At 58.6% G+C, this 18,805-nt stretch carries 14 protein-coding genes; 10 read left to right on the forward strand and 4 right to left on the reverse strand.

From position 1 onward, the window contains the following. Positions 1 to 68 precede the first annotated feature (68 nt). The gene (gene fadD, locus AC1P02_RS15955) at positions 69 to 1,745 is read left to right on the forward strand and encodes a long-chain-fatty-acid--CoA ligase FadD (protein ID WP_271788280.1); all 1,677 of its coding nucleotides are present in this window, start codon (positions 69 to 71) and stop codon (positions 1,743 to 1,745) included. An 81-nt stretch (positions 1,746 to 1,826) separates the two neighbouring features. Further along, positions 1,827 to 2,939 carry a ribonuclease D gene (rnd, locus tag AC1P02_RS15960; protein WP_034523764.1) on the forward strand — a complete coding sequence of 371 codons (1,113 nt, stop codon included), beginning with the start codon at positions 1,827 to 1,829 and terminating at the stop codon, positions 2,937 to 2,939. A gap of 49 nt (positions 2,940 to 2,988) precedes the next feature. On the opposite strand, the gene AC1P02_RS15965 is transcribed toward rnd, so the two are convergent. The 3 genes from AC1P02_RS15965 to dusC form a co-directional block, all read right to left on the reverse strand. Continuing rightward, positions 2,989 to 3,747: a substrate-binding periplasmic protein gene (locus AC1P02_RS15965; RefSeq protein ID WP_485182642.1), complete on the reverse strand. Its 759-nt coding sequence runs from the start codon at positions 3,745 to 3,747 to the stop codon at positions 2,989 to 2,991. Positions 3,748 to 3,841: 94 nt separating this feature from the next. Beyond that, on the reverse strand, positions 3,842 to 4,210 hold the full coding sequence (locus AC1P02_RS15970) for a TraR/DksA family transcriptional regulator (protein WP_021139343.1): 369 nt from the start codon (positions 4,208 to 4,210) through the stop codon (positions 3,842 to 3,844). Between the two features lie 97 nt (positions 4,211 to 4,307). Next, entirely contained in the window at positions 4,308 to 5,252 is a 945-nt protein-coding gene (gene dusC / locus AC1P02_RS15975; RefSeq protein WP_058394377.1) for a tRNA dihydrouridine(16) synthase DusC, read from the reverse strand. Positions 5,253 to 5,672: 420 nt separating this feature from the next. Here dusC and AC1P02_RS15980 point away from each other — a divergent pair, with 420 nt between their 5' ends. The 4 genes from AC1P02_RS15980 (at position 5,673) to AC1P02_RS15995 (ending at position 9,960) form a co-directional block, all read left to right on the forward strand. Then, positions 5,673 to 6,050, forward strand: a complete 378-nt coding sequence (locus AC1P02_RS15980; RefSeq protein ID WP_005311418.1) for a YbaN family protein — start codon at positions 5,673 to 5,675, stop codon at positions 6,048 to 6,050. A gap of 130 nt (positions 6,051 to 6,180) precedes the next feature. Next, positions 6,181 to 6,726, forward strand: a complete 546-nt coding sequence (gene apt / locus AC1P02_RS15985) for an adenine phosphoribosyltransferase (protein ID WP_005311419.1) — start codon at positions 6,181 to 6,183, stop codon at positions 6,724 to 6,726. Positions 6,727 to 6,905: 179 nt separating this feature from the next. Beyond that, positions 6,906 to 9,503, forward strand: a complete 2,598-nt coding sequence (gene dnaX / locus AC1P02_RS15990; protein WP_485182643.1) for a DNA polymerase III subunit gamma/tau — start codon at positions 6,906 to 6,908, stop codon at positions 9,501 to 9,503. A gap of 127 nt (positions 9,504 to 9,630) precedes the next feature. Next, positions 9,631 to 9,960 carry a YbaB/EbfC family nucleoid-associated protein gene (locus AC1P02_RS15995; RefSeq protein WP_011898717.1) on the forward strand — a complete coding sequence of 110 codons (330 nt, stop codon included), beginning with the start codon at positions 9,631 to 9,633 and terminating at the stop codon, positions 9,958 to 9,960. 317 nt (positions 9,961 to 10,277) lie between these two features. Here the strand turns inward: AC1P02_RS15995 and AC1P02_RS16000 are convergent, their stop codons facing one another. After that, complete coding sequence (locus AC1P02_RS16000) at positions 10,278 to 11,600, reverse strand: YjiH family protein (RefSeq protein ID WP_485182644.1); 1,323 nt, start codon at positions 11,598 to 11,600, stop codon at positions 10,278 to 10,280. Between the two features lie 566 nt (positions 11,601 to 12,166). On the opposite strand from AC1P02_RS16000, the gene AC1P02_RS16005 reads away from it, so the two are divergent. The 4 genes from AC1P02_RS16005 (at position 12,167) to AC1P02_RS16020 (ending at position 18,783) form a co-directional block, all read left to right on the forward strand. Then, positions 12,167 to 13,237, forward strand: coding sequence for a helix-turn-helix transcriptional regulator (locus tag AC1P02_RS16005; RefSeq protein WP_034523647.1), 1,071 nt, complete (start codon positions 12,167 to 12,169; stop codon positions 13,235 to 13,237). 84 nt (positions 13,238 to 13,321) lie between these two features. Beyond that, entirely contained in the window at positions 13,322 to 13,744 is a 423-nt protein-coding gene (locus tag AC1P02_RS16010; protein WP_005311439.1) for a CBS domain-containing protein, read from the forward strand. Between the two features lie 203 nt (positions 13,745 to 13,947). Further along, positions 13,948 to 17,835, forward strand: a complete 3,888-nt coding sequence (gene hrpA, locus AC1P02_RS16015; protein WP_485182645.1) for an ATP-dependent RNA helicase HrpA — start codon at positions 13,948 to 13,950, stop codon at positions 17,833 to 17,835. A gap of 78 nt (positions 17,836 to 17,913) precedes the next feature. Continuing rightward, a complete protein-coding gene (locus tag AC1P02_RS16020; protein ID WP_485182646.1) occupies positions 17,914 to 18,783 on the forward strand; it encodes a hypothetical protein in 870 nt (289 codons plus the stop codon). Positions 18,784 to 18,805: the final 22 nt, after the last annotated feature.

The raw sequence follows: 18,805 nt of genomic DNA on the forward strand, positions 1-18,805 counted from the left end.
AAATGGATGTGAACAGGGACGGAGGCAACACAGTGAGCGCACAGGTGCTAGTTATGCAGGAGAAGTTCGTGGAAAAAGTCTGGCTGAAGCGTTATCCGGAAGGGGTCCCCGCCGAGATCAATCCAGACCAATACAGCTCCCTGGTCGAGATGTTTGAAGAGTCGGTAACCCAGTTTGCCGATCAACCTGCCTTCGTCAACATGGGGCAGACCATCACCTACCGCCGGCTGGAAGAGCAGTCCCGCGCCTTTGCCGCCTACCTGCAAAATGACCTCAAGCTCAGTCAGGGTGATCGGGTAGCGGTCATGATGCCTAACCTGCTGCAATATCCCATTGCCGTGTTCGGCATACTGCGCGCTGGCATGATAGTGGTGAACGTCAACCCCCTCTATACCCCCCGTGAGCTGGAACATCAGCTCAAGGACTCGGGTGCCAAGGCCATCGTCATCGTCTCCAACTTTGCCCATACATTGGAAAAAGTGGTCTACGACACCCCGATCAAGCACGTCATCCTGACCCGCATGGGTGACAACCTGGGGCTGGCCAAGGGCACGCTCGTCAACTTCGTGGTGAAATACGTCAAGAAGCTGGTGCCAAAATACAACCTGCCCCATGCCAGCACCATGCGCCAGGCCCTCGCCAAGGGTCGCTATCTGCAATACATCAAGCCCGAGATCACCAACGACGATCTCGCCTTCCTGCAGTACACAGGCGGCACCACGGGTCTCTCCAAGGGCGCCATGCTGACCCACCGCAACATGATTGCCAACGTCGAGCAGTGTCTTGGCGTCTACGGCCCCATGCTGGAGCGTGGCAAGGAGTTCGTGGTCACGGCACTGCCGCTCTACCACGTCTTCGCCCTCACAGTGAACTGTCTGCTGTTCATGCGCATGGGCGGGTACAACCTGCTTATCAGCAACCCGCGCGATATACCGGGCTTTGTCAAAGAGATCAGAAAATACCCCTTCACCTGCATCACGGGGGTCAACACTCTGTTCAATGCCCTGGTCAACAACGGCGAGTTCCAGTCGATGGATTTCAGCAAGCTCAAGTTGACCATAGGGGGTGGCATGGCGGTGCAACGGGCGGTCGCCGAACAGTGGAAGGGGCTGACCGACACCCCGCTGCTGGAAGGTTATGGGCTGACCGAGTGCTCCCCTCTGGTGAGCGTCTGCCCCTACGACCTGCTCGATTACAACGGCTCCATCGGTCTGCCGGTCTGCTCTACCGATATCCGGTTGGTGGATGACGCAGGTCAGGTGATCACCGAGCTCGGCAAGCCGGGCGAGATGCAGGTGCGCGGCCCGCAAGTGATGGTGGGTTACTGGCAGCGACCGGAAGCCACCGCCGAGGTGATGCAGGATGGCTGGCTCTGTACCGGTGATATCGCCGTGTGCGACGAGCAGGGTTTTTTCAAGATTGTTGATCGCAAGAAGGACATGATCCTGGTCTCGGGTTTCAACGTCTATCCGAACGAGATCGAGGACGTGGTGGCGCTCCATCCCAAGGTGCTGGAAGTGGCCGCCGTCGGCGTGCCGCACAAGGTATCCGGCGAGCTGGTGAAGATCTTCGTGGTCAAGAAAGATGCAAAGTTGCAGGAGGACGAGATAATTGCCCACTGCCGTACACATCTCACTGCCTATAAGGTGCCGAAACTGGTAGAATTTCGCGACGAACTTCCCAAGACCAATGTGGGCAAGATCCTGCGGCGCGTGCTGCGCGACGAGGAAATTGCCAAGCAATAACGGGCGATCCGCCGCTGTCATGCAAAACCGTGGGTCATTCCACGGTTTTTTCTTTTGGCCCTGATCAACGCGCAGGCAACGATGCACTATCAACTTATCACTCAGCAAGCCGAACTGGAGCAGTATCTCGCCTCCCTGGCCGACGTTCCCCTGGCCATCGATACTGAATTCGTTCGCACCCGCACCTATTACCCCCAGCTGGGTCTGTTCCAGATCTATGATGGTGAGCATCTGGCGTTGCTGGATCCACTCGCTCTGGATCTCGCCCCCCTTTGGCAACGGCTCGGTCGGGCAGGGCAGATCGCCATACTGCACGCCTCCGGCGAAGACCTTGAGCTGATCCAGCATGAAGCCGGTCACCTGCCCAATCAGATGCACGACACCCAGCTGGCAACGGCCTTCCTGGGCTATGGTGTCTCTGTGGGTTTTGGTGCTCTTGCCAAGGAGTTTCTCGGGGTGGATCTGGTCAAGGATCAGGCGCGTACCGACTGGCTCGCCCGCCCGCTCACCGAACGTCAACTCGAATATGCAGCCGCCGATGTGCTCTACCTGATGCCCCTCTACGAGAAGGTGATGGCCAAACTGCACGAAAGCGGCAAATTCGCCTGGTTCGAGCAGGAGTGCCAGAACCACTCGGCTCGCAAGACCCAGGGCAGTGATCCCTATCAAGCCTATCTCGATATTATCAACGCCTGGCAACTGGGCCGCCGCGAACTGGCCATACTGCGCGAGCTGGCTGCCTGGCGTCAGCAGGAAGCGGTGCGTCGTGATCTGGCTCTCAATTTCGTGGTCAAGGAGCTGCACCTGTTCAAGGTGGCCGAGCGTCGTCCGGCCTCCCTGCGCGACCTCAACGAATTGGGTCTGGCTCCCATCGAAATCAAGATCCATGGCAAGCGGATGCTGGACATAGTGGCCCAGGCCCAGCGCAGCGAGCCGGATAGCTGGCCCGAGCCGATCCGCCGACTGGTGGATTATCCCCAGTACAAGGCTGAACTCAAGCGCATCAAGGGGATGGTGGAAGAGAAGGCCAAGGCCTGCAATATTCCGCCTGAGCTGGTGGCGAGCAAGAAGATCATTCACCAGTACTTCACCTGGAGCTGGCGCATGAGCGATGAAGAGCGCGCCCGCAGCGACAAGCCCATGTTGCTGCAAGGGTGGCGTCATGAGCTGGTGGGTCATTTGCTGGCCCAATAACAGACACCAAAAGAGAGATGGGCCGCTGGGCCCATTTTTTATATCTGCCTCAGCGTAGCGGGTAGTGATAACGGGCGAGGATTTGGGCGTATTGCGGGCTTTGCATCAGCGCCCGTATGGCCTCATCGAGGCGCTGCAACTGCGGCTCTGTGGTAGTGCGGCGATTTAGCATCAAATGCACGGGGTTTTGCTGGATATCGAGCAAGGTGGTCAGTTTATCGAGGGATATGCCCGCGAGGGCCAGCTCCTGCATGCCCATGGGATCCATGACCACCCCCTGAATGCGCCCCGCCAGTAGCAGTTTGATCAATTGATCCATCCGCAACCTGACGATCAGGCGATCCGTCACCTGGGGGGACTGCATAAAGGTGCGAAAATCCGCCCCATAATCAAAATCGCGCAGCACGCCTATGGTGAATTGGGTGAGGGGCAGCAGCTCGGATAGCTGGTCGACCCCTTGCCAGCGTGCTTTGTCCTGGCGTCGGATGATCAGCACTGTGCTTTCATGGCGATAGGGGATGGAGAAGCGGGCAAACTGTTCCCGCTGAACTGTCTTGTTGGCCGTCATCGTCATCTGGAGGGAGCCGAACTCGAGCTCGCGCAGGGTCCGGGCCCAGGGCATTTCGATGTAGCGGGCTTCGAAGTCAGCTTGGTTGAAGATGGCCTCCAGCAGTTCTATGTCCAGCCCCTGCAACTGCTGTTGTTCATCGCGAAAGCTGAACGGGTGCCAGCTTGACCAGCCCACGCTCAGTGACTCCTGTGCCCAGGCGGTGAAACACAAACACCATAACAACAAGACTCTGTACACGGAAACATCCCTGTTCAGCACGGTTGTTGTTGATTATTGGATAGAAGCGACAGCCTGACCAGCCGGGAAGAGAGGATGCACGAATGTGCATCCCTTAGAGTTCGTGGGCGTGGAACCCCTTGTCATAACGGGTTTCGCAGCGCGGACAGCGTTGCAGGGTCGGATCCTGCTCGAGTTGCTCGATGGAGAGCGGCTCCTCGCAATCGGAGCAAAGACCATAAAGGCCCAGATCCATTTGACAGAGAGCAGCATCGATCCGCTTGAGGCTCGCCACACTCTGCTCCACCTTGGGCAAATCGAGACGACTGGTCAGATCAACCAGCTGATCCCGCTCGCAGTGATCCACTTTTTCCGCCCACTCGTCACGCCGGCAGGCTTTGAGCTGATCGATCAGCTCTCCTCTTACTTGCGCCCAGTCAGCCAGCAGGCGTTCACGCCACACGGCCAACCGGGCTTGCGTCATTTCACACACACTAGCCCCCAACAGACGAATTACAAATCCAAGGCAGTATAGGGAAGCGACAGGATTATCAAGATGATATGCGTCAAGTAAAGGACGGTTAGATCACAGTTTTCGTGGCTTGCAACAGGGCCTCGCGAATGGGATCCGTCTCCTTGAACAGGCGGATATCACGAAACAACAGGTCGGCTTGCGGGTATTCCCGCTTGAGGTAACTGAACCACTGTTTGATGCGGCTGGGATAGTAATCCGCCTTCTCGCTCGCCAGATCCTGCTCCGTGTAACTCACCATCAGCTGCAACACTGCTGCCCAGCTCATGTGAGCACAGCCGGTCTTCATCACGTTGGCCAGATTGGGGAGGGAGATGGCGCCACGGCCCACCATAAGGGCGTCGCAACCGGAGACACTGGCGCAGGTCAGGGCATCCTGGCGATCCCAGATCTCGCCATTGGCGGTGACGGGGATGGGCAGGGCGCGGCGGATGGCGTCCACATACTCCCAATGAGCTGGCGCCTTGTAGCCTTCGCGCTTGGTGCGGGCATGTACCGCCAGCTCGTTGGCGCCGGCCTGATAGACAGCCTGAGCATTCTCCAGGTAGAGATCCTTGTCATCGTAACCGAGGCGGATCTTGGCGCTGACCGGCAGATGGGCGGGCACCGCCTCACGTACTGCTTTGACGATGCGGTAGACGGCCTCGGGCTCCTTGAGCAAGACGGCGCCCCCCTTGCTCTTGTTCACTGTGGGGGCAGGGCAGCCAAAGTTGAGATCGACCCCCGGTGAGCCGAGCTCGATGGCACGCACAGCATTTTCTGCCAGCCATTCAGGGTGCTGCCCCAGCAGTTGTACTCGCACAGGTGTGCCAGCGCGGGTCTTGCCGCCCTGCTTGAGTTCGGGCGCGATCCGATAAAACACCTTGGCAGGCAGCAGCTGATCGACCACACGGATAAATTCGCTCACGCAGAGGTCGTAATCGTTGACGGAGGTGAGGACCTCCCGCATCAGGTGATCCAGCACCCCCTGCATGGGGGCCAAAATAACGCGCATAGCTGCTTCCGAAGACAAGGGGAGAAAAAAGAGCGAAGATTGTAGTGGCAATGGCCAGTGTTGTCAGCCGTCGTCCCACAAGTCGGGATGAATCAGCCACCTAGCGCAAGGGGATGAACATGATAACGCGCATAGCAGCTTCCGAAGACAAGGGGAGAAAAAAGAGCGCAGATTGTAGTGGCAATGGCCGGTGTTGTCAGCCGTCAGCCTACACGTCGGGATGAATCAGCCACCTAACGCAAGGGGATTAACATCATAACGCGCATAACCGGTTCCGAAGGCAAGGGATTGCAGAGACGATAGCCGTTGGCAGCTTCATTGAATCTGATGAGCCGCAGATTCATGCGGAGATAGCCGACGTTGTCGGCTTTTGGGCCAATTCTGTTAGGCTAAGCAGAGGTGCATTGTAAAGGAGCAGCCATGAAACGTTGGTGTCTGATGGGGTTGGGCTGGCTGGCCTTCGTGACCGGCATTGTCGGGATAGTGCTGCCACTGCTGCCAACCACTCCCTTCATGTTGCTGGCGGCGGCGCTGTTTGCCCGTTCTTCTCCCCGCTTTCACCGCTGGTTGCTGGCTCACCCCTGGTTCGGGCCGCCCATCGTCGACTGGCAGCTGCACCGCGGCATTCGCCGTCATGCCCGTCGCCGCGCTGTCGTCTTTATCCTGCTCTCTTTCTCTGTGTCCCTGGCGGTGGTGCCTCTGCTGTGGGTCAGATTGCTGCTCATTGCCATAATGGTGATCCTGCTCACCTGGTTAATACGTTTGCCAGTACTGGAGCCAGTTGCAATGGAGAAGTGAAGTCCCTAAGCTATTGCGGCAATAATGCTATGGAGTCGGCCTGTCATGTTGCGTGATGGGCCTTTTTATTTCCCGCTGGCGGGAAGATGAGATAAACGGCCATCTGGGTCGAAAAACAAACGGTCAAACCATGAATCCGGAAACCCTGAAATTTATCGAAGCGAGCATCAAGACCATTCCCGACTATCCGAAGCCGGGCATTCTGTTTCGTGACATCACCAGCCTGATAGAGAATGCGGAGGCCTTCAAGGCCACCATCGATCTGCTGGCCGAGCATTATCGTGATCAAGGGATCACCAAGATCGTCGGTACGGAAGCCCGCGGCTTCATCTTCGGTGCGCCGGTCGCCTTCGCCATGGGCCTGGGGTTTGTGCCTGTGCGCAAGCCTGGCAAACTGCCCCGCGCCGTGATTGAAGAGTCCTATGCCCTCGAGTACGGCACCGACACCCTGCAACTGCACACCGATGCCATAGTGCCGGGTGACAAGGTGCTGGTGGTTGACGATCTGCTGGCGACCGGCGGTACCGTCGATGCGACCGTCAAGCTTATCCGCCGTGCCGGTGGTGAGGTGGCCGATGCGGCCTTCATCATCTCACTGCCGTCCCTGGGTGGTGATGCCCGCCTGACTGCCGCCGGCATCAAGGTCGTCTCACTGGTCGAACTGGCCGGCGAATAATCCCCCAGTATGCAAAGCAGGCCTCGTCAGCCTGTTGCGCGTCTTGAAACCGGTGCCCGTCCGGGCATCGGTTTGAAATTCAAGCGATCCCTCCCGACCCCGCCGATAGCCGATACAGCCCAACATCCATTTGTGTTAGCATTCTGCCTCAATGCCTTGTTATCCCTGCATCGAGATTTATGAGCTATCAGGTTCTGGCGCGTAAATGGCGCCCCCATACGTTTGAACAAGTGGTAGGCCAGCATCATGTGCTGACCGCCTTGACCAACGCCCTGGATCAGGGGAGGTTGCATCATGCCTATCTGCTCAGCGGTACCCGAGGGGTCGGCAAGACCACCATAGCCCGCATTCTGGCCAAGAGTCTCAATTGCGAGCAGGGGATCAGTAGTCACCCGTGCGGCGTATGCGACACCTGCCGCGAGATCGATCAGGGCAACTTTGTCGATCTGCTGGAGATTGACGCCGCCTCCCGCACCAAGGTGGAAGATACCCGCGAGCTGCTCGATAACGTGCAGTACCGCCCGGCCCGCGGACGCTTCAAGGTGTATCTCATCGATGAGGTGCACATGTTGTCGCGTCACAGCTTCAACGCTCTGCTCAAAACCCTGGAAGAGCCGCCCCCCTATGTGAAGTTTCTGCTGGCCACCACGGATCCGCAGAAGCTGCCCATTACCATTCTCTCCCGTTGCTTGCAGTTTCATCTCAAGAGTCTGGATCAGACCCAGATTGCCAAGCAGCTGGAGTGGGTGCTGGATCAGGAAGCTCAACCGTTCGAACCGCGTGCCCTGCTGGCCCTGGCCAAGGCGGCCGATGGCAGCATGCGCGATGCCCTGAGTCTGACCGATCAGGCGCTGGCCCATGGCAATGGCAGCGTGCGCCTTGAAAGCGTGCTGGCCATGTTGGGCACCCTGGACCATCGTCACCTGCACCAGTTGCTGGAGGCGATCCTGCGCCAGGATGCCGCGGCCACCATGGCCAAGATCACTGAAATCGCTACCCTGGGCCCCGATTTTGATCAGCTCCATGCCGAGCTGGAAGGTCTGCTGCACCGCATTGCCATGGCACAGCTGTTGCCTGCCACAGTGCAGGAGCAGGGGGCCGATGCCGAGTCTCTGCTGCAACTTGCCCAGGCCATGAGCCCGGAAGAGGTGCAGCTTTGTTACCAAATTGTGCTGGGGGGACGAAAAGATCTGCCCTGGGCACCGGACGGTCGCACCTCGCTGGAGATGACGTGCTTGCGCATGCTGGCTTTCTCCCCGCGTCGTGAGGCCGTGCATCCTGCCAATCTCACGGCTCTGCCACCCTCCATGGCGGGAGGGATGGGAGCCGTGCCGGCCCAGCTGGGAAAGTCCCGCGGGGCTGACTCCGCCCCGACGCTGGCCACTGCGATTGTGGCTCCCCCTGCTGCCCCCGGATCCGTGTCGGCAGAACATACCGCCACCCAGATGGTGCCCGTTGTTGCGCATGCCGTGCTCGAGACGGATGAGCAGGAGACGGCCAGCGATGCGCTGAGCGCGCCGCTCTTTGCAGAACAGGACGAGTTGCTGCGCGAAGCGCAGCAGATGGGCTACGAGGCGCAGCCTGCCATGGATGCGCCGAGCACCCCGATCAGCACCGTTGTGGTTGCCGATGAGGCGATGCAGCACCTTCCTTCAGACATGGCAGTGGCAGCTGAGCAACCCATCGAGGTGCCGGTTGAGATAATCGCCGAGTCGGTGGTTGAGCCTGAAGCCGCGCCGTCTGCCGCGTCCAGCATGCAGAGCCTGCTTGGCAAGCGCAATCTGCTGCGCAGCCGATTGCGCAGCGAGCCTGCGACAGCCCAGGCCCCGCGTGTTGCACCCATCAAACCGGTGGCTGCGCCCGAGGGGCGCCCTGTCGCGCAACCAGCCGTCACGCCACCATCAGCTCCCTGGCAAGCAGAGGCTGTGGCGCCTGTCCATCATTCAGCCTCTGTGACGGCATATGACGAATTGCCGCCGCTGGATGCATACGATGAGGGGGGCAGCGACTATGAAGAGTATCTGAATCAAGGCTTTGGCGAGTCTGCTGCCAGTGCGTCAATGGCGAATCTGGCACAGACGGCGGCTTCGGGAGCCAGTGCCATGCCTGCCTATGGTCAGGTTGCCCCGGCTCAGGCGCCCACCAGGGTTCGCCCCAACCCCGATGATCTGCCGCCCTGGGATCTGGACGGTACGCCGGCCGCGAGGGCGCAGGTAGCGCCTGCCGTGTCCAGTGCCGCACCCGTGATGCCCCAAGCAGTTGCTACCAGCGAGCCAGCGCCCATGGTTGCCTCCGTGATGGAGACCATAGACTGGGATGAGCTGGAGAGCGACAACCAACCCGAGGAGGGGGAAGAGGTCGCCAGACTGATCCCGTCTTCCTTGCTGGTCAATTGCGGCGATCCCTGGGCTGAGTTGATTGCCCGTACCGGCGTAGGTGGCCGGCTGCGTCAGCTTGCGATCAACTCTGTTATGACCCGGCAGGGAGACAAGGTGTTGTTGACCCTGAAACCCGAACAGCGTCATCTGGTCAGCGACAGGGCCCGTGTCGATCTGGCCGAGATCATAGGCCCCGAGCTTGGCCAAGCCGTGCAGGTGGAGGTGACACTGGGGACTGTGCCGGATCAGGAAACCCCCCTTGAGATCGAGCATCGCCTCTATCTGGGGGTGCGCGAGCAGGTGAGCCGGGATCTGGAGCAGGATCCCAATGTGCAATTTCTCAGACAAAGGTTTGGCGCCGTGCTCCATCAGGAGAGCATAGAGCCGCTGAGCAGTTGAATACGATTCGTTAAAACCCATGCCGGGCCCAGTGCCCGGTTGAAAAGGGGTTTGCCTGTCCCCATTTAGGACAGAACAAGCCCACAGCCCGGCGCTGGATGCCGGATTTCAAGACGAGAGACGACATATGTTTGGTAAAGGTGGAATGGGGAACCTGATGAAACAGGCCCAACAGATGCAAGAGCGCATGCAAAAGATGCAAGAGCAGCTTGCCGAGATGGAAGTAGTCGGCGAAGCCGGTGCTGGTATGGTCAAGGTCACCATGGCTGGCAGTCACAGCGTACGTCGCATCGAGATCGATCAGAGCCTGATGGAAGATGACAAAGAGATGATCGAAGATCTGGTTGCTGCCGCCGTCAACGATGCCGTACGTCGTGTGGAAGAGCAGAGCAAGAGCAAGATGGGCGAGCTGACCGGTGGCATGCAACTGCCCCCAGGTATGAAGCTGCCCTTCTAAGGATGCTGACGTAAATCCAATGCGTCGATAGGGGCGTGAGCTCAGGGCCAGATCGGTCTGATGCTCCTTGTGATGTGGCGCAGGATGGGTGTTTCATTCGTTCCTCATCTGGCATCGCAAACCCTATCAAGCGTGACCAGGACGCAGCTGATACAGGAATCTGTGTCAGCTGCGTTTTTTATGGCGCTTTTTCCGATGAAGCGCCCCGGTGCCGGGCTGGTGTAATGGCTGTCCCTAAGCCAAAAGAAGGCGCCCTCGGGCGCCTTCTTGGTTTGTGCTCGCGCTTGTGCTTCATCACTAGGGTGTTGCCACCTCGCTTAACTCAGCCAGCCTGCTGCCATGGCAAGCTTGCCGCACAGTGCGGCAAGCACTATGCCAAGCAGGGTGCGCAGCAGCCAGATCACCACCAGCTGGCCCACACTCACCGGGATCCGGGTGGCCAGGATGCAGGGTATGGAAGCGGAGAAGAAGAGAACCGAGCTGACCGATACCACTGCGGCGACATAGCGCACCAGCAGGTCGGCATCTTTGAGCAAAATGGCGGGCAAGAACATCTCTGCCAGCCCGGCTGAAAGTGCCCTGGCAGTTTCCAGCGGTTCGCCCAGTTCCAGCAGCCAGGTGAGCGGCCACAGCAGCCAGCCCAGCAGGTCGAACAGCGGTGTGTGCTGCGCCAGCAACAGACCGAGCAGACCAACCGACAATATGGTGGGCACCACGGCAGCCGCCATCAGCAGGCCATCCTTGAGGTTGTCCTGCAACTGGCGCAGTACGGGTTGCGCCATGCTGGATTGGGTCAACCCGGATGCCAGTGCGGCTTGCCAGCGGTTCTTGCCGGCGGGCAATGGTTCGTCGGTTTCCCCATGATGGGCCATGTTGGAGATGGGGGGCACGCGCGCCAGGATGGCGGTGATGACAAAGGTGATCACCAGGGTGGACCAGAAATAGAAGTTCCAGTGTTCCATCAGGTTGAGGGTCTTGGCCACTATGATCATGAACGCGGCCGATACGGTGGAGAACCCGGTCGCAATGATGACGGCTTCGCGCACAGTGTATTTACCCGCGAGAAAGACCCGGTTGGTGATGAGCAGTCCCACCGAATAGCTGCCGACGAAAGAGGCGACCGCATCAATGGCAGAGTGCCCCGGCGTGCGCCACAGTGGCCGCATAACGGGCTGCATCAGTACGCCTATCAGCTCCAGCAGACCGAAGCCGAGCAAGAAAGTAAGGGCCATGGCACCAATGGGCACGATAAGACCGACCGACATGGCCAGCTTGTCAAACAGAAAGGGCAGACGATCCGGCGTCATCAGCCAGGCCGGCCCCAGATTAGCAACATACATGAGTGCCAGTACCAGGCCGATCAGCTTGAACAGGCTCAGAAGCCGGTCGATGGGACGGGCGCGCCAGCGACCATCCAGCAAGGGTGTGATGGCACCATAGCCAATCAGCAACAGGATCAACCCCACCGCCAGTGGGCGCTGCGCTATCAGAAAACCGGCCAGGTGGTCCACCATGATGGTGCTGCGGCCTGCCAGTTCAAAGGGGATGAAGAAGATGGCGATACCAAACAGGCTGGCTAGCAGCAGCTTGATCCCCGCCGCTGATCTGGTGGGCGCTATCAATGCATTTTCCGGTTCCATACACTCTCCTTGTTGTTGATACCTGTCCGATATCCATCTAACGAATTGTATATACAATACCCGTCCGCGTTCACAAATAAAACACAAAATTAACCGCCTGGAAACAAGCTCAACTTGAGTCTTTTATGAGGGGACCCAGACAACTAACGGCTTGCCCGGCTCTTTGGGATGAGGGTTTTTGGTTCAGGCGCCAGCACGATGGAATAGATAACCTGTGGCTTGTCTGCGTAGACCCGGTCTCGCAGCGCCGCGGGGTTGCAGGGGGGCGCGCTTTTATCCGGGCTGGACCCGCTGTCATGGCAAAAGGGATAAAATGTGAGGCCTGTCGGGTAATCAGGATGTCACAGAGACAGGAATCTTTAGACCGACAAAAAAATCCATAGCGACAAAAAGCATAAAAAACATTAACTTGGATTTTAAATTTTCGCTTTCGCTCACCCTTATGTCGTTTCATCATTACTATTTACGTAACAGTTATAAAACCTTTGTTCATTTGACTACTTTTCGCGTTTCTCATTGCAGAGTAAGATGCCTCCTCAATAAAAATAAGAATTAGGAGTTCGGGTGTGAAGGCATTAGTAAAGGAAAGGGTATCGCCCTATATAAGCCAGTTATATGAGTGCGGTATTAATGATTCTGACATTAAGTTGGTGGTGGATCAGTTCCGCACCGATGTGTCGGGGAGTTCCTCGCTATTTTTGTTACGGGATGATGACAAAAGCGACGGGATAAAACTCTTCTCAAGCGGCCTGACCGAGGCTCAGCAGCAGTTCTATGTGCAACACCATCGCCAGGATGTGTGGTTCAATCATTATCTGGACAAGGGCTGCCAGGGCATAGTCAATGCCACCACCCTGTCCAATTCGGCAGGATTGCTGGCCAGCTTCGGCGCCCAGTTTGCGGCGGGCGGCGTCTGCCGGGTGAAGGGGCGGGGCCTTAGCAGCCTGTGTACCTATCGTGGTGCCAGCCAGGATGATTTCAGCGCTCAGGATATCTCCTCACTGGGAGAGGTTTATTCCGGCCTGGCTGCCTGGAGCCACCATTATTGGAATCTGCTGGCCCTGGAGACCCAGAACTACCAGCTGCAGCAGCTGGTTAAAAATCATAATAAGCCCAGTGCCATCGTCGATGACAAAGGCCATATCCATTATTCCAATGTGGCCTTCAACCGTATCTCAGATGAAAATGTGGAGCTGCGGGCCATCAATGGTATCTTCTCGCTGCAAAATAAGGAGCAGCAACGCCAGTTCAAAGAGATATTGAATGGCTTTGCTTACCTGTTGCCGGGGGCGAGCGCTTATATGTCCATTCCCCGTCAGGCCAATTTAAGGCCCTTGCTGATCCAGTGCACCCTGATGAGCGGCCTCAGCCGGTTTGAGCGTTATGTGGAAGTGGTGCTGCGGGATCCCGAACACTCATTCAATCCCGATATCGAGGCACTGGCGAGCCTTTACCCCCTCACCATCGGCGAGAAAGAGTTGTTGGTGCTGATGAGCAAGGGTTATAGCAGCAACGACATCGCCGAGCTGCGTGGTGTCAAGGTGGAAACAGTCCGCTCGACCCTCAAAGGGGTCTTCAAGAAAACCGACTGCCACAGCCAGAACGAGTTGCTGTTGCTGCTGCAATCCATCTCCTGATATTGGGCGAGCTATGCTTGGTGTGGGTCGGACATAGTGTCTGACTTGCGCCTCCCGCCCGGGAGGCTGGTTGGGGGAAGCACAATGGAATCACTAAAAGCAAAGGATTACATGCAGCACCGGCCCATCACGTTCAGCGCTGACATGATGGTGCAATCTGCGGTGGAAAAGTTTCTCAATAGCCGCCAGCTCGGTGGCCCGGTAGTGGATGCACTGGGTCATCTCATTGGTTGGGTGTCCGAGCAGGACTGTATCGCCGTCATGCTCAAAGAGGCCTATCACTGCGAGCAGGTGGCTCAGGTCAAGAATGTGATGCGCAATGAAGTGCTGGCCGTCGGGCCTGATACCAGCATTCTGGAATTGGCCGAGATGATGATGGGGCAAAAGCCCAAGATCTATCCGGTGGTGGAGGAGGGTCGCCTGCTCGGGGTGATCAGCCGTCACGATGTGATGCAGGCGATCCATGCCCAGCTGGGTACCTGCTTCGTGCACAAGGCCCGGGTCTGATCAGGTCGAGTGGAAGGCGTCATCAGGAGCAGGCCGGGTGCCTGCTCTTTTTATTCAGGCATTCTCTTCATACCGGATCTATTCCGGCTTTCATCGCTACCTCAATCGCTTTAAGGCTTGCACCGCTCCCGCCCGCTCTTTAGGATCTGCCGAAGCTTGTCGATATGGCCCCATGCCGGGCTCTCTATTAAGGAATTTGTACCTTGTCTCTCTCTATCGAGGCGCTGCGCCGCCGTCTATCAGCCTGCATGAACCTTGATGCCCGTCGTCTTTCCAGCCGTCTGAACGGGATCAAGAAGCTGCCCGAAGGCAAGCAGATCACAGTGCTGGAGACCATTGCCGCCGATCTGGACGCAGCGCAGGCGCGTTATCAGTCCCGTCTGGCCGGTGTCCCCAAGGTCACGTACCCGGACAACTTGCCTGTCAGCCAGAAGCAGGCAGAGATCGCCAAGGCGATCAGTGAGCATCAGGTGGTGATCATCGCCGGTGAAACCGGCTCGGGCAAAACGACCCAGATCCCCAAGATCTGCCTGGCGCTGGGGCGCGGGGTGAAGGGCTTCATCGGCCACACCCAGCCGCGCCGTCTGGCTGCCCGTACTGTGGCTGCCCGTATCGCAGAGGAGATGGAGTCAGAACTCGGCCAGTACGTGGGTTACAAGGTGCGCTTTACCGATCAGGTGAGCGAGCAGACCCACATCAAGCTGATGACAGACGGTATTTTGCTGGCGGAGATCCAGAATGACCGTATGTTGACCCAGTACGACACCATCATCATCGATGAGGCCCATGAGCGCAGCCTCAACATCGACTTCATTCTGGGTTATCTCAAGCAGCTGCTGCCAAGGCGCCCCGACCTCAAGGTGATCATCACCTCGGCCACCATAGATCCCCAGCGCTTCTCCCGCCATTTCAACAAGGCGCCGGTGATCGAGGTCTCCGGCCGCACTTATCCCGTCGATGTGCGCTATCGGCCGCTGCTGGAGGGGAGTGACGATCGCGACCAGTTGCAGGGTATCTTCGATGCGGTGCAGGAGCTGGCCGAGGAAGGACTGGGGGACATTCTCATCTTCATGAACGGCGAGCGGGAGATCCGCGATACCGCCGATGCCTTGAACAAACTGGGCCTGCGAGATACCGAAGTGCTGCCGCTCTATGCGCGCCTCTCCAATACAGAGCAGAACCGGGTGTTCCAGCAACACGCCGGGCGGCGCATAGTGCTTGCCACCAACGTGGCGGAAACCTCCCTCACAGTGCCGGGCATCCGTTATGTGATAGACCCGGGCACTGCCCGCATCAGTCGCTACTCCTGGCGTACCAAGGTGCAGCGCCTGCCCATAGAGCCGGTCTCCCAGGCCAGTGCCAACCAGCGCAAAGGGCGTTGTGGCCGGGTGGCGGACGGTATCTGTATCCGCCTCTACTCCGAGGAGGATTTCAACAATCGTCCGGCTTTTACCGATCCCGAGATCCTGCGTACCAACCTGGCCTCCGTCATTTTGCAGATGCTGGCGTTGGGGCTTGGCAACATGGAGGCCTTCCCCTTCGTCGAGCCGCCCGAGTCGCGCCACATCAAGGATGGCCTGAGCCTGCTCAAGGAGCTGGAGGCAGTAAGAGAGCTGCCTGGCACCCGGGATCAGGAGCCCAAACTGCAGTTGACCGAGACCGGTCGTCAGCTGTCGCGCATTCCGCTTGATCCCCGTTTGGCGAAGATGGTGATCACAGCGGCGCAAACCGGTTGCCTGAGCGAGGTCATGGTGATCACCGCAGGCCTCAGCATCCAGGATCCCCGTGAGCGGCCCATGGAGAAGAAGCAGGCCGCCGACGAGCAACACAAGCGCTTTGAAGACAAGGACTCTGACTTCCTTGCCTTCGTCAATCTGTGGAATTACCTCAAAGAGCAGCAGGATGTACTGGGCAGCAACCCGTTCCGCCGCATGTGCCAGAAGGAGTTCCTCTCCTACCTGCGGGTGCGCGAATGGCAGGATATTCACTTCCAGTTGCGCCAGACGGTGAAAGAGCTGGGCTTTAAAGCCAATCATGAACCGGCGGATTTCAAGACGGTTCATTGCGCCTTGCTGACCGGCCTCCTGAGCCATATCGGCAACAAGGATCTGGAGAAGCCCGAGTTTCTCGGCGCCCGCAACGGCCGCTTCCACATTTTCCCGGCCTCGGGTCTGTTCAAGAAACCGCCCAAGTGGGTGATGGCCGCCGAACTGGTGGAAACCTCCCGCCTCTACGCCCGGGTCAATGCCAAGATTGAGCCGGAGTGGGTGGAGCCGCTTGCGGCTCACCTCATCAAGCTGCACCACAGCGATCCCCACTGGTCGAAGAAGAATGGCGCCGTCATGGCCAAGGAGAAAGTGACCCTGTTTGGTCTGACGCTGGTCAATGAGCGCACCATCAACTTCAGCCGCCTCGATCCTGTGCTGTGTCGAGAGCTCTTTATCCGTCGTGCCCTGGTGGAGGGGGATTTCGAGACCCGTCACCGCTTCTTTGGCGACAACCGCAAGCTTTTGGCCGAAGTGGAGGAGCTGGAGCACAAGTCCCGCCGTCGCGACATTCTGGTGGAGGATGAGGACTTGTTCCGCTTCTACGACGCCCGTTTGCCGGAAGAGGTGATATCAAGTCGCCACTTCGACAACTGGTGGAAAGAGGCGCAAAAGCAGGATCCAGAGCTGCTCAACTTCGAGCGGGAGATGCTGATGAAGGGGGATGCGGCCCACATCAGTGATCTCGACTATCCCAACTTCTGGCAGCAGGGACGACTCAAACTTAAATTGAGCTACCAGTTTGAACCGGGGGAGGCGGCCGATGGCGTCACCCTGCATATTCCGCTGCCACTGCTCAATCAGGTGGAGGTAAAGGGATTCGAGTGGCTGATCCCCGGGCTGCGTCATGAGTTGCTGGTGGCGCTGATAAAATCCATGCCAAAGCCGATGCGCAAAAATTTCGTACCGGCCCCCAACTACGCCGATGCGCTGCTCGCCAGCCTCAACCCCGAGCAGGGACCACTGCTGGACGAGATGGAGCGTCAACTGCGGCGCATGACGGGGGTGACTGTGCCCCGCGAGGCGTGGGACTGGTCTGCGGTGCCCGATCACCTGAAACTCACCTTCCGGGTGGTGGACGATAGGCACAAGCTTATTGCGGAAGGCAAGGATCTGGAGGCACTGAAAGAATCCTTGCGTGGGCGTGTGCAGGAGACGCTGTCCCAGGTGGCGGACGACGACATAGAGCAGTCAGGCCTGACGCTGTGGAGCTTTGGCGAATTGCCGCAGGAATACAGCCAGAAGCGCGGCGGCTTCGAGGTGAAGGCTTATCCGGCCTTGGTGGATGAGAAGGACTCTGTCTCCATCCAGCTGGTGGAGAGCGCTGTGGCCCAGCAGCAGCTGATGTGGGCGGGCCAGCGCCGGCTGGTGCTGCTCAACGTGCCATCACCCATCAAGTACCTGCAGGAGAAGCTGCCCAACAAGGCCAAGCTGGGGCTCTACTTCAACCCCTTTGGCAAGGTGGCCGAGCTTATTGATGACTGCATTGCCTGCGGCTGCGACAAGCTCATTGCACAGCATGGCGGCTTGGCCTGGGATGAGGCCGGTTTCGAAGCGCTCAAGGAATTTGTGCGCGCCGAGCTCAACGATGCCGTGGTGGAAGTGGCCAGCCAGGTGGAAGCCGTACTGACGCTTTCTCACGAAATCAAGAAGCGGCTCAAGGGCAAGATGCAGCTCGACACCGCCTTTGCCATGTCGGATATCCAGCTTCAGCTGGGCAACCTCATTCACAAGGGGTTCGTGACCGAGACCGGCTGGCAGCGGCTGCCGGACTTGCTGCGCTACCTGCGAGCCATCGAGCGTCGGATGGAAAAGCTGGCCATCGACCCCAACCGGGATCGGGTCTACATGCTCAAGGTGCAGAGCGTTGAAGCCGAGTACAAGGCTCTCTTGGCCAAGATCCCCAAATCCCAGTTGATCCCGACCGAAGTGGCCAATATCCGCTGGATGATCGAGGAGCTGCGGGTCTCCTTCTTCGCCCAGAATCTGGGGACCCCCTATCCGGTGTCAGATAAACGGGTGCTCAACGCCATCGCCCAGTGCTAATCTGCTGTAGGAGACAGGCAGGTCTTCGTGTCGGTGGCCCTTGCCGCCGCCCAGGAAAAGGCTAACGGAGGAGCAAGGATGCTTGGATTCTGGTTAAGCGTGGCAATGGTCAACATCAGTGGCTATCAACCCATAGCCGAGCAAACCTGGGTACAACTGAACCCGGAGTATTACCCGCTACACCGTACTCCGCCGGCTATGTTCGTGGCCTGGCGGGGCAATCAATTTCCCCCCCTTGAGCTCAAGAAAAAGAAGGGCCGCTGGCAGGTGCTGTTTCCGGCTCGGCTGGTGCCCCCCTTTGACCTGTTCGAGGGGGAGGCTCAACTCTCCAAGGCGTATCTGGCCCGGCTCAGGCGTATCGATGAGGCCGCCTACGGGCTTGCCCCCCTGCTGCCTGCCTTGGAACAGGGGCAGAGCCAACAGGCTGCGATCCCTGGTCAGGTACCCTTTATGGCGGAATTTTCTTCGCCTGTGATGCCCGGTCAGCCAAGAGCCATCCGTGATGGAGCCGAGCCGCTGCTGGTGAGTCTCAATCTGCGCGCAACCTGGCTGGCGCCGGAGGCCATGCTGGCGAGTGTCGCCCGAGACGAGGCCAAGAGAGAATCGCAACCCGTTGTCACACCGACATCCGTCAACACGACCTTGACGCTGGCGGCTCCCGCAGCCGGTGGTGGCAAGCAGGTCTGTCATCGGGTGGCATCGGGAGAAACCCTGTGGCGCATTGCTGCGACCCTGGCTCAGAACGGTACTGTCACGGGCATAGCGGGGGACACTTACAGCTATCTGCTGGCCATTGTCGATGACAATCGCCCGCTGATGGGCAACGGCATCCGGGTGAAGGCGGGGGATACCCTCTACTGCCCTGCGCCGCAGACGCTGGCGCGCTTCGATGCCCTGAGTCCTGCACAGCGGCAGCAGCGTTTTGCCCGACTGGAGCAGGGGCGTTAAGGTATCTTGTCACTGTTCAGGG

Source organism: Aeromonas sp. TS_SC_11, assembly GCF_057318915.1.

What these genes read in the sequence shown, in the direction of transcription:
- AC1P02_RS15995 (WP_011898717.1), top strand. Translation starts at nt 9,631, where the DNA reads ATGTTTGGTAAAGGTGGAATGGGGAACCTGATGAAACAGGCCCAACAG.
- AC1P02_RS15980 (WP_005311418.1), top strand. Translation starts at nt 5,673, where the DNA reads ATGAAACGTTGGTGTCTGATGGGGTTGGGCTGGCTGGCCTTCGTGACC.
- AC1P02_RS16020 (WP_485182646.1), top strand. Translation starts at nt 17,914, where the DNA reads ATGCTTGGATTCTGGTTAAGCGTGGCAATGGTCAACATCAGTGGCTAT.
- AC1P02_RS16010 (WP_005311439.1), top strand. Translation starts at nt 13,322, where the DNA reads ATGGAATCACTAAAAGCAAAGGATTACATGCAGCACCGGCCCATCACG.
- dnaX (WP_485182643.1), top strand. Translation starts at nt 6,906, where the DNA reads ATGAGCTATCAGGTTCTGGCGCGTAAATGGCGCCCCCATACGTTTGAA.
- rnd (WP_034523764.1), top strand. Translation starts at nt 1,827, where the DNA reads ATGCACTATCAACTTATCACTCAGCAAGCCGAACTGGAGCAGTATCTC.
- apt (WP_005311419.1), top strand. Translation starts at nt 6,181, where the DNA reads ATGAATCCGGAAACCCTGAAATTTATCGAAGCGAGCATCAAGACCATT.
- AC1P02_RS16000 (WP_485182644.1), bottom strand. Translation starts at nt 11,600, where the DNA reads ATGGAACCGGAAAATGCATTGATAGCGCCCACCAGATCAGCGGCGGGG.
- AC1P02_RS15970 (WP_021139343.1), bottom strand. Translation starts at nt 4,210, where the DNA reads ATGACGCAAGCCCGGTTGGCCGTGTGGCGTGAACGCCTGCTGGCTGAC.
- dusC (WP_058394377.1), bottom strand. Translation starts at nt 5,252, where the DNA reads ATGCGCGTTATTTTGGCCCCCATGCAGGGGGTGCTGGATCACCTGATG.